Annotated in this window: 15 protein-coding genes and 1 tRNA gene; 5 read left to right on the top strand and 11 right to left on the bottom strand. The window is 73.3% G+C overall.

Features of this window, described 5'->3' with window-relative positions:
- The first annotated feature begins 57 nt into the window (after positions 1-57).
- Entirely contained in the window at positions 58-1053 is a 996-nt protein-coding gene (locus ABZ805_RS12455; protein ID WP_358438367.1) for a YdcF family protein, read from the top strand.
- A 55-nt stretch (positions 1054-1108) separates the two neighbouring features.
- Here ABZ805_RS12455 and lysX read toward each other — a convergent pair whose 3' ends face one another.
- From lysX to ABZ805_RS12440, 3 genes are all read right to left on the bottom strand, one after another.
- Positions 1109-2608: a bifunctional lysylphosphatidylglycerol synthetase/lysine--tRNA ligase LysX gene (lysX, locus tag ABZ805_RS12450; RefSeq protein ID WP_358438364.1), complete on the bottom strand. Its 1500-nt coding sequence runs from the start codon at positions 2606-2608 to the stop codon at positions 1109-1111.
- A 433-nt stretch (positions 2609-3041) separates the two neighbouring features.
- On the bottom strand, positions 3042-3722 hold the full coding sequence (locus tag ABZ805_RS12445; RefSeq protein ID WP_358438361.1) for an ABC transporter ATP-binding protein: 681 nt from the start codon (positions 3720-3722) through the stop codon (positions 3042-3044).
- A 139-nt stretch (positions 3723-3861) separates the two neighbouring features.
- A complete protein-coding gene (locus tag ABZ805_RS12440) occupies positions 3862-4932 on the bottom strand; it encodes an ABC transporter permease (protein ID WP_358438490.1) in 1071 nt (356 codons plus the stop codon).
- A 179-nt stretch (positions 4933-5111) separates the two neighbouring features.
- On the opposite strand from ABZ805_RS12440, the gene ABZ805_RS12435 reads away from it, so the two are divergent.
- Together ABZ805_RS12435 and ABZ805_RS12430 are read left to right on the top strand one after the other, a co-directional pair.
- Positions 5112-6314 (top strand): sensor histidine kinase, encoded by a 1203-nt coding sequence (locus ABZ805_RS12435; protein ID WP_358438358.1) that lies wholly within the window; start codon positions 5112-5114, stop codon positions 6312-6314.
- A complete protein-coding gene (locus ABZ805_RS12430) occupies positions 6314-6946 on the top strand; it encodes a response regulator transcription factor (protein ID WP_358438356.1) in 633 nt (210 codons plus the stop codon). The genes ABZ805_RS12435 and ABZ805_RS12430 overlap by 1 nt, the downstream gene beginning before the upstream one ends.
- Before the next feature lie 12 nt (positions 6947-6958).
- Here ABZ805_RS12430 and ABZ805_RS12425 read toward each other — a convergent pair whose 3' ends face one another.
- The 3 genes from ABZ805_RS12425 to ABZ805_RS12415 are packed head-to-tail and all read right to left on the bottom strand — an operon-like array spanning position 6959 to position 8360.
- Positions 6959-7279, bottom strand: a complete 321-nt coding sequence (locus ABZ805_RS12425) for a LuxR family transcriptional regulator (protein ID WP_358438353.1) — start codon at positions 7277-7279, stop codon at positions 6959-6961.
- Between the two features lie 11 nt (positions 7280-7290).
- On the bottom strand, positions 7291-7665 hold the full coding sequence (locus ABZ805_RS12420) for a hypothetical protein (RefSeq protein WP_358438488.1): 375 nt from the start codon (positions 7663-7665) through the stop codon (positions 7291-7293).
- 44 nt (positions 7666-7709) lie between these two features.
- On the bottom strand, positions 7710-8360 hold the full coding sequence (locus ABZ805_RS12415; RefSeq protein WP_358438351.1) for a transcriptional regulator: 651 nt from the start codon (positions 8358-8360) through the stop codon (positions 7710-7712).
- Positions 8361-8480: 120 nt separating this feature from the next.
- Between ABZ805_RS12415 and ABZ805_RS12410 the strand changes: the two genes are divergently transcribed.
- Complete coding sequence (locus ABZ805_RS12410; protein WP_358438348.1) at positions 8481-9095, top strand: DUF2249 domain-containing protein; 615 nt, start codon at positions 8481-8483, stop codon at positions 9093-9095.
- Between the two features lie 109 nt (positions 9096-9204).
- On the opposite strand, the gene ABZ805_RS12405 is transcribed toward ABZ805_RS12410, so the two are convergent.
- Positions 9205-9278, bottom strand: a tRNA-Leu gene (locus ABZ805_RS12405).
- Between the two features lie 157 nt (positions 9279-9435).
- Here ABZ805_RS12405 and ABZ805_RS12400 point away from each other — a divergent pair.
- The gene (locus tag ABZ805_RS12400; protein WP_224960620.1) at positions 9436-9657 is read left to right on the top strand and encodes a DUF3618 domain-containing protein; all 222 of its coding nucleotides are present in this window, start codon (positions 9436-9438) and stop codon (positions 9655-9657) included.
- A 24-nt stretch (positions 9658-9681) separates the two neighbouring features.
- Here the strand turns inward: ABZ805_RS12400 and ABZ805_RS12395 are convergent, their stop codons facing one another.
- From ABZ805_RS12395 to ABZ805_RS12380, 4 genes are all read right to left on the bottom strand, one after another.
- Positions 9682-10413 (bottom strand): MOSC N-terminal beta barrel domain-containing protein, encoded by a 732-nt coding sequence (locus tag ABZ805_RS12395; protein ID WP_358438346.1) that lies wholly within the window; start codon positions 10411-10413, stop codon positions 9682-9684.
- 5 nt (positions 10414-10418) lie between these two features.
- The gene (locus ABZ805_RS12390) at positions 10419-11042 is read right to left on the bottom strand and encodes a TetR/AcrR family transcriptional regulator (RefSeq protein ID WP_358438343.1); all 624 of its coding nucleotides are present in this window, start codon (positions 11040-11042) and stop codon (positions 10419-10421) included.
- A gap of 88 nt (positions 11043-11130) precedes the next feature.
- Positions 11131-11436 (bottom strand): hypothetical protein, encoded by a 306-nt coding sequence (locus ABZ805_RS12385; protein ID WP_224960604.1) that lies wholly within the window; start codon positions 11434-11436, stop codon positions 11131-11133.
- Positions 11437-11568: 132 nt separating this feature from the next.
- Complete coding sequence (locus ABZ805_RS12380; RefSeq protein ID WP_358438340.1) at positions 11569-12144, bottom strand: nucleotidyltransferase family protein; 576 nt, start codon at positions 12142-12144, stop codon at positions 11569-11571.
- Positions 12145-12203 lie beyond the last annotated feature (59 nt).

Here is a 12203-nt window from a genome sequence, read left to right as displayed (position 1 = left end):
GCGGGAGATCGACGCGATCGGCCATCTCGCCCGATCCGGCTCGGTAGGCTGCGCCGCGTGCTGTTCCTGATCCCCGCCGCCGTCCTGTTCGTGATCTTCGGAATCGGTTTCGCCTACGAACGGCGACTGGTCCGCAACGGCGTCTACCTGTTCCTCGCCTGCCTGTTCCTGGTCGGCGGCCTGCTGCTGTGGCTGGCGACGTACTCGCAGCCCGCGGCGGCGGTGGTGGTGGTCGTGCTGGGCCTGCTGATCCCGCTGACCACCTTGGCGCTGGCGGTGTTCCTCGTCCTGAACGGGATCACGATGCTGCGGCGCGAAGGCAGGCGGTTCGCGAACGTACTGTCGCTGGCCGCCGGGATCGGGATCATCGCGTTCGTGGTGCTGCGCGGCGTGGCGGGCACCACCGGGTGGACGCCGCTGGAGGTGGCGCTGGACGCCGCGGGCCGGGTCATCGGCTACGTCTCGGTGCTGTTCGCGTGCTTCCTGCTGTACTCCCTCGTCTACGCCGCGTTCCCGCACCGTCGCGAGACCGACTTCATCGTGGTGCTCGGTTCGGGGCTGATCGGATCGCGGGTGCCGCCGCTGCTGGCGAGCAGGCTGGACAAGGGGCTCGCCGTGTTCGAGGAGCAGCGGGCGAAGGGCCGCGACCCGGTGCTGGTCACCTCCGGTGGGCAGGGCCCCGGTGAGGACGTTCCGGAGGCGCGCGCCATGGCCGACCACCTCCTTGCCCGCGGTGCCCCGCCGGACCGCGTGCTGGTCGAGGACCGGTCGCGCAGCACCGAGGAGAACCTGCGGTTCAGCGCGGTCATCATGCGCGAACACCGGCAGCAGCACCGCGCCCTCGTCGTCACGAACAACTTCCACGTGATGCGGGCCGCCCGCATCGCCCGGAAGGAACGGGTGAACGCGCAGGTCATCGGATCGCCGACGGCGCGCTACTTCTGGCCGAGCGCGACGATCCGCGAATTCGTGGCGATCTTCCTGGACCACCGGGTGGTGAACTTCGGCCTGTGCGGGCTGATGGTCCTCGGCACCGTGCTCCCCGCGCTCTGAAACGCGGAACGGGGCGGTGCGACCACGCGCACCGCCCCGCCACGAGCCACCGGGATCAGCCGGGCTTGACCATCGGGAACAGGATCGTCTCCCGAATCCCCTTGCCGGTGAACGCCATCAGCATCCGGTCGATGCCGATGCCGACCCCGCCGCTCGGCGGCATCCCGTACTCGAGGGCGCGCAGGAAGTCCTCGTCGAGCTGCATCGCCTCGGCGTCCCCACCGGCGGCGAGCAGCGACTGCTCGGTGAGCCTGCGCCGCTGCTCCACCGGGTCGACCAGTTCGGAGAAGCCGGTGCCGAGCTCCATCCCGAACCCGATCAGGTCCCACTTCTCGGTGAGCAGCGGGTTCTCCCGGTGCTGCCGGGTCAGCGGGCTCGTCTCCAGCGGGAAGTCCCGCACGTAGGTCGGCCGGATCAGGGTGTGCTCGACGAGCTCCTCGAACAGGTGCTCCACCAGCTTGCCCGGGCCCCACGCCGGGTCCCAGGTGATCTCCTTGCCGTCGGCCAGCTCGCGCAGCCGCTCGACCGGGGTGGCGGTGGTGATCTCCTCGCCGAGGGCCTCGCCGACCGCGCCGTACAGCGTGATCGACGGCCACTCGGCGCCCAGGTCGATGTCTCCGTGCTCCGGGTGGCGCACCACCATGTCGCCGAACACGGCCTGCGCGGCCTGCCGGAACAGCTCGGTGGTGAGGTCGGCCGCCGTGTCGTAGTCGCCGTAGGCCTCGTAGAACTCGAGCATCGTGAACTCGGGGTTGTGCGTCGAGTCCGCGCCCTCGTTGCGGAAGTTGCGGTTGATCTCGAAGACCTTCTCGATCCCGCCGACGACGAGCCGCTTCAGGTACAGCTCCGGCGCGATCCGCAGGTACAGGTCGAGGTCGTAGGCGTTGATGTGCGTGGTGAACGGGCGGGCCGTGGCGCCGCCGTGCACCTGCTGCAGCATCGGGGTCTCGACCTCGAGGTAGTCGCGCCCGAGCAGCACCGTCCGCAGCGCCTGCACGGCCTTGCCGCGCTGGTGCGCCAGCTGCCGCGCCTCCGGGTTCACGATCAGGTCCACGTAGCGCTGCCGCACCCGGGCCTCCGGGTCGGTGAGCCCCTTGTGCTTCTCCGGCAGCGGCCGCAGGCACTTCGAGGTCAACGTCCACTCGTCGGCCATGATCGAGAGCTCGCCGCGCTTCGAGGTGATCACCTCGCCGGTGATGCCCACGTGGTCGCCGAGGTCGACGTCGGCCTTCCACGAGTCCAGGGCCTCCGCGCCGATCTTGTCCAGCGCGAGCATGATCTGGATGGAGCCGCTGTCGTCCCGGATCGTGGCGAAGCACAGCTTGCCGCCGGTGCGGTACAGCAGCACCCGACCGGTGACCGAGACCCGGTCGCCGGTGGCGACGTCGGGTTCGAGGCCCTCGTGCTTCGCGCGGACGGGCTCGATCGACGTGGTGCGCGGGTAGCCGACCGGGTAGGGGTCGACTCCGTTCTCCCGCAGCCGGTCCAGCTTCTCCCGCCGGATGCGCATCTGCTCCGGCAGGTCCTCGTGATTCTCGTCCACCGCTTCGCTCACCCGGACATGGTATCGGCCCAGCTCACCTGCCTCCCGGGGGCTCAGCTCGCGGCGCAGCGCGGGGACCCGGCGCCGAGCACCGCGCGGTCGCACCGGTCGCGGGTCGCGGTGGTCCCGGTGATCAGCGGAACGGCTCGGGGCCGGCGCATCGTGCAGCGCCTCGGTCGTGCTGAGCACCGCGGAAGTGCCCTCCCGCAGGTACCGCTCCGCCGGTCGGTCCGGCGGAGCGATGCGGACCTCGTCTCGGCGGCGCGTCCGCCCGCCACGGCCCAGGTGAACGGACCGTTCGCCCAACGGGATCGGACGAACGGTCCGTTCACCCAGGACCGCGGGGCTCAGCGCCGATCGGCGCGGGCCGGGTGCGGTGGATCGACGGGAACCGGCGCTCCAGGCCGAGGACCGCGTCGACCACCGCGGCCGGATCGCGTCCCGGCTAGCCCGCCGCGGGCACGCGGACCCGGCCGTCGACGACCTCGGCGACCCGGTCCACCTCGCCGAGGTGGGTGGTGTCGTGGGTCACCAGCACGGTCGCAGTGGCGCGGCGGTGGGTCAGCGTGGTGATCAGGTCGAGCACGGCGGCGCCGCGTTCGTGGTCGAGCGCGCTGGTCGGCTCGTCGACGAGCAGCACCGCCGGGTCGTTCATGAGCGCGCGGGCGATGTTGACGCGCTGCCGCTGCCCGCCGGAGAGCTGGTGCGGCCTGCGGTCCTTCTCCTTCGCCAGGCCCACCGAGTCCAGCAGTTCCACCGCGCGGTCCCGCGCGGCGCGCGCCGGGCGACCGTCGAGGTGCGCCATGACCTGCACCTGCTCGGCGGCGGTCAGCGAGGCGATCAGGTTCGGCTGCTGGAAGACGATGCCGATCTTCTCCCGCCGCACCGCCGTCAGCTGCGCCCGGTTCAGGCCGGTGAGGGTGGTGCCGTCCACGACGACCCGGCCGGAGTCGGGGGTGACCAGCGCGGCGGCGACGGCGAGCAGGCTGGACTTGCCGGAACCGGACGGGCCGATCACGGCCGTCACCGAACCGGCGGGCACGTCCAGGTTCGCCCGGTCGACGGCGGTGAGCCGGGAATCGCCGTCGGGGTAGGTGAGGGTGATGTCGCGCAACTGCAAGCTCATGACTGGCTCCAGGTTCGAATCGATCAGCGGATGGCCGGGCTGATCAGCGGGTGGGCAGAGCGGTCGGCGGGCCAACGGGGTGATCAGCGGGCGGGCAGGCCGATCAACGGGTGGGCAGCGGTCGACGAGGGGGCAGCGGTCAACGGGTGGACAGGGCGGTCAGCGGATCGACCGCCGTGATGCGCCGGACCGCCAGCGCCGCGCCGAGCGCGCCGAGCACGACCATCACGGCGGCGGGCAGCAGCACCGTGCCGACTTCCAGCACGAACGGGACGGTGCCCACGGCGACCGCGCCGATCGCGGCGGCGAGGCCGGTGCCGAGGGCGGTACCGCCGACGAGCAGCACCACGGCCTGCCCGAGCGCGTCGCGCAGCAGGTAGCGGGTGGTGGCGCCGAGCGCCTTGAGCACCGCGATGTCCCCGCTGCGCTGGATGGTCCACACCGTGAAGAAGGCGCCGATGACCAGCGCGGAGATCGCGAACAGGAACGCTCGCATCAGTTGCAGCGACCCGTTCTCCGAGCTGTACGAGCCGATCGCCGACAGGGCGCCGGAGGTGGTTGCGGTGCTGGTGCCCAGCCGCGCGTCGGCGGCCGCGAGGTCGGCGTCGTCGTCGCTGTCGAGCGCGATCACGGTCGCCTGCCGCTCGGTGCCGGGCGACAGCCGCTGCCAGTCGGCGAGGCTCGTCCACACGACCGGGTTGTGGCTGTAGGAGGCGTCGCCGGACACGGCGCTCACCCGCATCGCCTGCCCCGACACGGTGATGGAATCGCCCGCGCCGGCGTCGAGGTCCTCGGCGGCCCCTTCGGAGAGCACGACCGCGCCGGGACCGACGTCGCCGCCCCCGGGCACCAGCGCGGAACCGGGCTCGACGCCGAAGGTGGCCAGCGCCGTGCTGGTCGTGCCGGACCGCACCTTGGCGGTGGCGATGCCCAGCGGGTCCGCGCCGTGCACGCCGGGGACCTCGCGCCACCGCAGCCACTGCTGCCGGTCCACTTCGGACTCGGTGAACGTCGGTTCCTGGCCCTCCCGCGGCGCGGCGAACACCACGTGGTCGGCGGGCAGGTCGGTGATGGCCGAGGTGCTCTCCCGGCCCAGGCCCGCGGTCAGGCCGGACAGCAAGCCGACGAGCAGGGTCATCAGGACGATGACGGTCCCCATCAGGGCGAACCGCCCCTTCGCGAACCGGAGGTCTCTGGTGGCGACGAACACGGCCGAGTGCCTTTCTCTCACGTTCCGCCGGGGTCCTCCCCGGCACGGCACCGACACTCGTCCGAGGAGCGCTCCGGAACATCGCGCCCGCGGTCGGCTCCGCGGCGTCGAAGGGTGCGGCCGCGAATCAACCTTTCGATCGATGCACCGCCCTGACCAGGACGTACTCTGGAACAACCGTGGATCCGCTGACGCTCACCCGACCGCTGCGCGCGTTGCGCCTGTGCCTGCACCTGCTGATGGCGGGCCTGCTCGTGCTGGCCGCCGTGCACGCCGTCACCAACGACCTGCCGCGCCCCGGCGGGGTGATCGCCGCCGCCACCGCGCTGGCCGCCGTGTACGCCGCGGGGCCGCTGCTGCCCAGGGTGAGCCGGTCGAAGTGGGCCGCGGCGGTGTGGCTGGGCCTGCTCGGCGCGGTGTGGCTGGTGCTGCTGTGGCTCACCCCGGACGGCGTGTGGGTGGCGTTCCCGCTGTTCTTCCTGCAGCTGCACCTGCTGCCGGATCGGTCGGGGCTGCCGGTCGTCCTGCTCACCACGGTGTTCGCGATCGCCGGTTTCGCCTGGCACCAGGGCGGTTTCACCCCGGCGGCGGCGCTCGGCCCCGCGCTCGGCGCGGCCGTCGCGGTGGCCGTCGTGCTCGGCTACCAGGCCCTGTACCGGGAGAGCGAGCAGCGCCGCGAGCTGATCGAGGAGCTCACCGCGGCTCGCCACGACCTCGCCGCGGCCGAGCGCTCCGCGGGGGTGCTCGCGGAACGGGAGCGACTGGCCAAGGAGATCCACGACACCCTCGCGCAAGGCCTCTCCAGCATCCAGCTGCTGCTGCGCGCCGCCGAACGGGCCCTGCCCGACCAGCCGGAACTGGCCGCGGACCACGTGCTGCGGGCGCGCGGGGAGGCGCAGGACAACTTGGCGGAGGCCCGGCGCTTCGTGCACGCCCTGACCCCGCCCGACCTGGAAGGCGGCTCGCTCCCGGCGGCGCTGGAGCGGTTGTGCGCGACCACCTCGGCGCACGCCGAGACCGCCGTCCGGTTCCACCTGGACGGCGAACCGGCCGCGATCCCCACCCCGTTCGAGGTGGCGCTGCTGCGGATCGCGCAGTCCGCGCTGGCCAACACCGTCCGGCACGCGCGGGCCGAGGCGGCGGAGATGACGCTGACCTACATGGACACCCGCGTCGCGCTCGACCTGGTGGACGACGGGATCGGGTTCGACCCGGCGGCGGAGTCCGGCGCCGCGCGCGTCGACGGCGGCTTCGGGCTGGCCGCGATGCGGGCGCGGGCCCGGGCGCTCGGCGGCACGGTGAGCGTGGAGTCCGCGCCCGGGCAGGGCACCGCGCTCGCGGTGAGCTTCCCGCGCAGGCCGGCGGCGGAAGGGGAGGCGTGATGAGCGGGACCATCCGGTTGCTGCTGGCCGACGATCACCCGGTGGTGCGCACCGGCCTGCGCGCCGTGCTCGACACCGAACCGGACTTCGAGGTGGTCGCCGAGGCCGCCGACGCCGCGCGCGCCGTCCGGCTCGCCACCACCGAACAGGTCGACGTGGTGCTGATGGACCTCCGGTTCGGCGCGGGCATGCACGGCTCGGACGCGACCGCCGCCATCACGGCGCTGCCGGACGCGCCCCGCGTGCTGGTGCTGACCACCTACGACACCGATGCCGACATCCTCGCCGCGGTCGAGGCCGGGGCCACCGGCTATCTGCTCAAGGACGCGCCTCCCGAGGAGCTGGCCGCGGCCGTGCGCACCGCCGCCGCGGGCCAGTCCGCGCTGGCGCCGACCATCGCGCACCGCCTGATGGACCGGATGCGCACGCCCGGCACCGCGCTGAGCCGCCGCGAGACGGAGGTGCTGGAGCTCGTCGCGGACGGCCTGTCGAACCAGGCGATCAGCAAGCGGCTGTTCCTCAGCCAGGCCACGGTGAAATCCCACCTGGTGCACATCTACGGCAAGCTCGGCGTGGACTCCCGCACGGCGGCGGTGGCCGTGGCCGTCGACCGCGGCCTCATCCGCCGGTAACGACCGGCCGCGTCACGAGGTGGGCGCGACGACGGTCGGCAGGACCACGGCGTCGCCGACCGCGGTCAGGCCGTGCCGTTCGCGCGGCAGGGCGAGGTGATCGCCTTCCGTCGCGGCGACGCGATCGGATCCGGTGGTGACCCGGACCGAACCCCGGAGCACCTGCAACGTCGCTTCGCCGGGGCTTTCGTGGTCGGCGAGCGCGCTGCCCGCGGTGAGCGCGAGCAGCACCTGCCGCAACGCGTGCCCCGACCCGCCGTGGACGGTGCTCGCGGCCCGTCCCGCGCGGGAGCGCCGGGCGGCGGCGAGTTCGGTGAGCGGGGTCGTGGCCAACGGTCTCCCCTTCAGGACGTGAGCAGCAGGACGCCGCCGGTCAGCAGCGCGATCAGCTTGCCGACCTCCAGCGCGACGTAGGCGAGGTGGGCGTGCGAGCGCGGTGGCTCCTGCCCGGCGAGCACGGCCCGCGTCCGCCGGCCCAGCACCGGCCGCACCAGCAGCAGTTGCACCACCAGCGCCGCCACGGCGAGCCCCGACGCGACCCGGGCCGCGACCGGCGGCGTCCGCGCGGCGAGGCAGCTCAGCAGGACCAGCGCGAGCACGAGCTCGACGGCGTTGAGCGCGCGGAACACCAGCCGTCCGATGCCCAGCCCGATCGGCACCGTCACCCCGGGCGCGCGGAACTTCAGCGGGGCCTCGACGAACGAGATCGCGAGCACCATGCCGATCCAGGTGAAGGTGACGGCCGCCGCGACCGCCCACGCGGTCACCCCCGCTCCGCGGGGGCGAGGTGCGCCACGCACAGGTCGGGCGCCACGAACGCGTCGAGCCGATCGACGGTCACCGGCGAACCCGTCGCCGCCGCGACGCCCTGCATGAGCCCGAGGTGCACCTGGCACACGACCTGCCGCTGCTGCTCGGCGAGTTCCAGGAAGGGGCAGTGCCGCAGCCCGATCTCCGCGCCTCCCGCACGCGACTCGGGCCGGAATCCGAGCCGGTCGAGCACTCCGGTCAGGTGCTCGACGGCGTCCGGGCGGGTGGGCCGCGGGGTGTCGCCCGCGAGCCGCGCGCCCCAGCGCCGCCCGGCATCGCCCGCGCTGCGCACCGGATCCGGGGACTGCGCGAGCTCGTCGACGAGGATGCCCGCGAGCAGCCGGTACTCGCGCTGCCCTGCCGGGTCCATGCCCGGCTTGGCGCGGAACAGCAGCGGCGGCCGCCCGGGGCCGGAGCGCCGCGCGTCGACCCGCTCCACCTGCCCGGTGCCGACCAGTGCGTCCAGGTGGAACCGGGCCGTGTTCGGGTGCACCCGCAGCCGTGCGGCGAGTGCGGTGATGTCCCACGTCGTGCGGGACTCCCGCAGCAGCGCCAGCACTTCCCGCCGCCGCCCGGACGGTGCCGGGGCCGGGTTCCCACCCATGACGATCTCCTCCCGTGGTGGCCGTGAGCGCGGGCCGGGTGAGGTGCCCTGGTTCCGCTGCCGGTCCTGGCCGTAGAGTTTATACAACCGATCGTTGTGGAAACAGGCCCGGGAGGCCCCATGCCCGAGCAGGAGCTCGACGTCCGCGCGCTGCCGGAGCCGCGGAAGCACCCCGCGATCTTCGGCGCCTTCGCCGCGCTCGCCCCCGGTGCGGCGGTCGTCCTGGTCGACGACCACGATCCGCAGCCCCTGCGCGGCGAGTTCGAAGCGGACTTCCCCGGTGGCTTCAGCTGGGAGTACCTGGCCGAGGGTCCGCAGGAGTGGCGGGTGCGCATCGGCAGGCTGCACTCCACGCCGCTGCCCCGGATCCTGTGCGACACCGGCGATCTGGGCGGCACCGGCGACCTGGGCGATGATCCCGACGCGGCGGGTGCGGTGTGGGCGCTGCCGGTCCGCGACCGCGACCTGGACTCCAACGTCATCCAGCTGCCCGCGGGCCGGAAGATCGACGCGCACGCCGGGCCCGACCTCGACGTGCTGATCCACGTGCTGCGCGGAACGGGAACGCTGCGCACCGAAGGCGGCGACGTCCCCCTCGCTCCCGGCGTGCTGCTCTGGCTGCCGAAGCGCTCGCGCCGCGAATTCCTCGCCGGGGAGTCCGGGCTCCGCTACCTGACGGTCCACCAGCGCCGCAAGGCCCTCACCATCGAAGGGCTCACCCACTCCGGCCGCTGACCCCGTGGCGCGACGTCCCGCGAGCGCGGGGCCACGACGGAGCACACGGGGAAGGCCGTCCGATTCGACGGTGCGGGCGCGGAATGCGACGACGCCGGGCGGCGGACGGTGAGGCCGGCGGGACTCGAACCCGCACTGGCTAGGACCTAAACCTAGTGCCTCTGCCAATTGGGCTACGGCCCCCAGTGCGCACCAGCCTAACGGTTGGTGATGTCCGTTGTGTCCCCGGCCGGGTGGTTCGGCGAGCGGTGCGTGCCTCGACTCGGGGAACGGTCGGTGGGTCCGGGCCGGACGTGTGATCTACGGTGTCACCAGCCAGGTGAACATGGAGGAGGACGGCGTGGCTCGTGATCCGGACGCCATTCAGCGCGACATCGAGAAGGCACGGGACTCACTGGCCGTGACACTGGACGAGTTGAGCACCAAAGCGGACCCCAAGCGGTTCGTGGAGTCCGGTAAGGCCAGCGTGCAGGAGAAGTTGAACGACCCGCGGGTGCGCTACGCGATGATCGGGGTCGGCGCACTGGTCGCCGTCATCGTCGTGCGCAAGATCTTCCGCTGAGCCGCGCGGCGTGCGTCCGCGGGGTCACGGCCCTGCTGGGCGCACGACCGCGGCCGCCCCGCGGTGCGCGGTGCCGTCCCGGGTGACGCGCACGATCGTGCCGAACCGGTTGTCCCAGCGATCGATGAGCCGCCGCTGCAGCTCCTTCCACCGCGTCCGCCCGCGCGCGTCCCAGCTGGGCACCGCGCAGCGCACGCAGGCCCCCGAGTTCGGGCCGACGACCTCCCAGACGACCTCGCCGCTGGTGATGGTGGTCCCCGGTCCCCAGCCCAGTTCCGCGAACGGCGCCACGGCCAGCTCCAGGTGCACGTTCGGGCGGAACCGCAGCAGGTCCACCGGCGCGCCCAGGTCGGCGGCCAGCGCGTCCAACGTGGACTGCACGGTGATCAGCACCGTCGGCCCGCGATCCTGGTTCCCCGGCTCGCTGCGCAGGTGCAGCGGAATCCCCAGCGAACCGGTGAGCGCCGCGGGCAGCCGCGGATCCGACCAGTCCCACGCGCTGCCGTCCGGGGAGTGCAGCGTCGGCCCGGGCCCCGGATCCACGACCTCCGCGCCGTAGCTCCCGGACCAGTGCAGCAGCGCCGGGTTCTGCCGCACCGTCAGCACCGAACCGGCGCGCCGCTCGCGCTCGTCGACGAGGACGTGCGCCCGGTCGCCGGCCATGCCGCGCTCGTCGAACCGGGCCGCGGGCACGGCTTCACCGCGCAACGACTTCACCGGCCAGCGGTGCATCCGCGCGATGGTCCCGCGGAGCACGCCGCTCACACGGCGCGGTGCAGCAGCGGCAGCAGCGCGTCGTCCAGCAACCGGTCCACGAACCGGGAGTCCAGCGGTTCCCCGGTGAGCATCAGGCGGTGCAGCAGCGCGGCACCGGCGAGCTCCACCACCGTGTCCATCGGCGCCTGCGCGTTGATCTCGCCGCGCCGCACGCCGCGCTCCACGATGCGCCGCAGCACGTCGCGCTGCGGCAGCAGGAACGATTCGCGGAACGCCGCCGCCAGTTCGCGTTCGTGCGGGAGTTCCCCGACCAGGGCCTGCGCCGCCTTCCCCGCCGGGCCGGTGAGGAACGCCGCGAACGCGCGGAGGAACTCGCCGAGGTCCCCCGGCACGCTGCCGGTGTCCGGTTCCGGGATGTTGCGCTGCACCAGCTCGTTGCAGGTGTCGATCACCAGGTCGAGCTTCGACTCCCAGCGCCGGTAGATCGTGGCCTTGCCCGCTCGGGCCCTGGCGGCGACGGCGTCCATCGTCAGCGCGCGGTAGCCGACCTCGGCGAGCACTTCCATCGCCGCGGTGCGCAGGGCGGCGTCGCGCGTGGCGTCCCGCGGCCGGCCGCGTCCGGGGGACCGTCCGGTCCCGTCGGGCAAGCTGCTGGTCGGTGCGTTCACGGCGACCATCCTAGGGAGAAGTGACGGGGGAGTGGTGTCCACCGGGCCCTCCGGGTGATCGTCCCGAACCAGGGCGCCGGGAACCGGATCACCGCGCGGCGTGCGCGCTGGCGGTGTCGGCGGCGGCCGCGGCCTGGCGGGTCGCCTCGTCGGACAACCCGTGCCGAGCCTGCAGGTAGGCGGTGCTGAACGCGAAACCATCGCCGTTGAGCAGGTGGATCACGACGCGGCCGGTCGGGTTCGGCGCCAAGTGCTCGATGAGCTGGTCGGCCTGGTCCCGGGCGGCGATGAGGCCGGGTGCGCGGGCGGTGCGGGTCGTCTGCCCCGTCGAAACGGTGACCGACCAGTCGTCGCCGTCCGGCACGTAGTTGGCCGTGATGTGTCCCGTTGCCATGTTGCCTCCCCGTCGGCGCTGTTGCGGGCCGGTCACGCGCGCACCGCCCGGGTTGGCGCTCCTGCTCGGCGGGCGCCGCAGCCGCGGACGGTGGCTCGGCGTCACCTCACGCGTGACAGCCGACTCTACGGGTTAGCCGTGGTCGAGGTCTGCGGGCCGGTCGATATCGAAACCTTCCGAGACGCCATCGCACCTCACCAGGGTGACGGCGTGATCACGAAGGTAACCGCGCGCACCCGCATCTCCGACGGCCGTCGCCGCGGCCCCCCGCCAGTGCGCGCGGCCCAGCAACACAGGGTGACTGCGACGCTGGTCGAGTGATGCGGCGGCGAGGGCGTCCGGAGCGGCGTGCGCGGCCACCCGGCGCACCGCCTCCGGCGTCACGCCCGGCATGTCCACCGGCAGGAACAGCGCGGCGGGCACGTCCGCGGATTCCGCTGCGAGAGCGGTGAGACCGGCCCGGAACGAGGAACCCATCCCGCTGTCCCAGTCCGGATTGGACACCACCTCGACGCCCCGCAGCTCCGCCGCCGCCCGCACCTCCGCCTCGGCCGCGCCCAGCACCACGAGCACCGGTGCGCAACCACCCTCGGTGAGCACCCGCGCCGCGCGGTCGACCAGGAGGGTGCCGCGGTACTCGACGAGCGCCTTCGGCATCCCGAACCGGCGACCCGCTCCCGCGGCCAGCACCACCCCAGCGACCCGCATGCCCCGAACCCTACCGAGGCGCGGAGTGAGCGGACCGTTCGTCCGATCCTGCTGGACGA

Source organism: Saccharopolyspora sp. NPDC047091 (genome assembly GCF_040643635.1).
Taxonomy (GTDB): domain Bacteria; phylum Actinomycetota; class Actinomycetes; order Mycobacteriales; family Pseudonocardiaceae; genus Saccharopolyspora_C.
Note: the sequence above shows the minus strand (reverse complement) of the source record. Positions and strands in the feature narration are given on the sequence as shown.

Bases quoted from the DNA above. Each gene is read 5' to 3' on its own strand.
- ABZ805_RS12445 (WP_358438361.1), bottom strand. From the start codon at position 3,722: ATGAGCTTGCAGTTGCGCGACATCACCCTCACCTACCCCGACGGCGAT.
- ABZ805_RS12430 (WP_358438356.1), top strand. From the start codon at position 6,314: ATGAGCGGGACCATCCGGTTGCTGCTGGCCGACGATCACCCGGTGGTG.
- ABZ805_RS12420 (WP_358438488.1), bottom strand. From the start codon at position 7,665: ATGGTGCTCGCGATCTCGTTCGTCGAGGCCCCGCTGAAGTTCCGCGCG.
- ABZ805_RS12415 (WP_358438351.1), bottom strand. From the start codon at position 8,360: ATGGGTGGGAACCCGGCCCCGGCACCGTCCGGGCGGCGGCGGGAAGTG.
- ABZ805_RS12410 (WP_358438348.1), top strand. From the start codon at position 8,481: ATGCCCGAGCAGGAGCTCGACGTCCGCGCGCTGCCGGAGCCGCGGAAG.
- ABZ805_RS12385 (WP_224960604.1), bottom strand. From the start codon at position 11,436: ATGGCAACGGGACACATCACGGCCAACTACGTGCCGGACGGCGACGAC.
- ABZ805_RS12380 (WP_358438340.1), bottom strand. From the start codon at position 12,144: ATGCGGGTCGCTGGGGTGGTGCTGGCCGCGGGAGCGGGTCGCCGGTTC.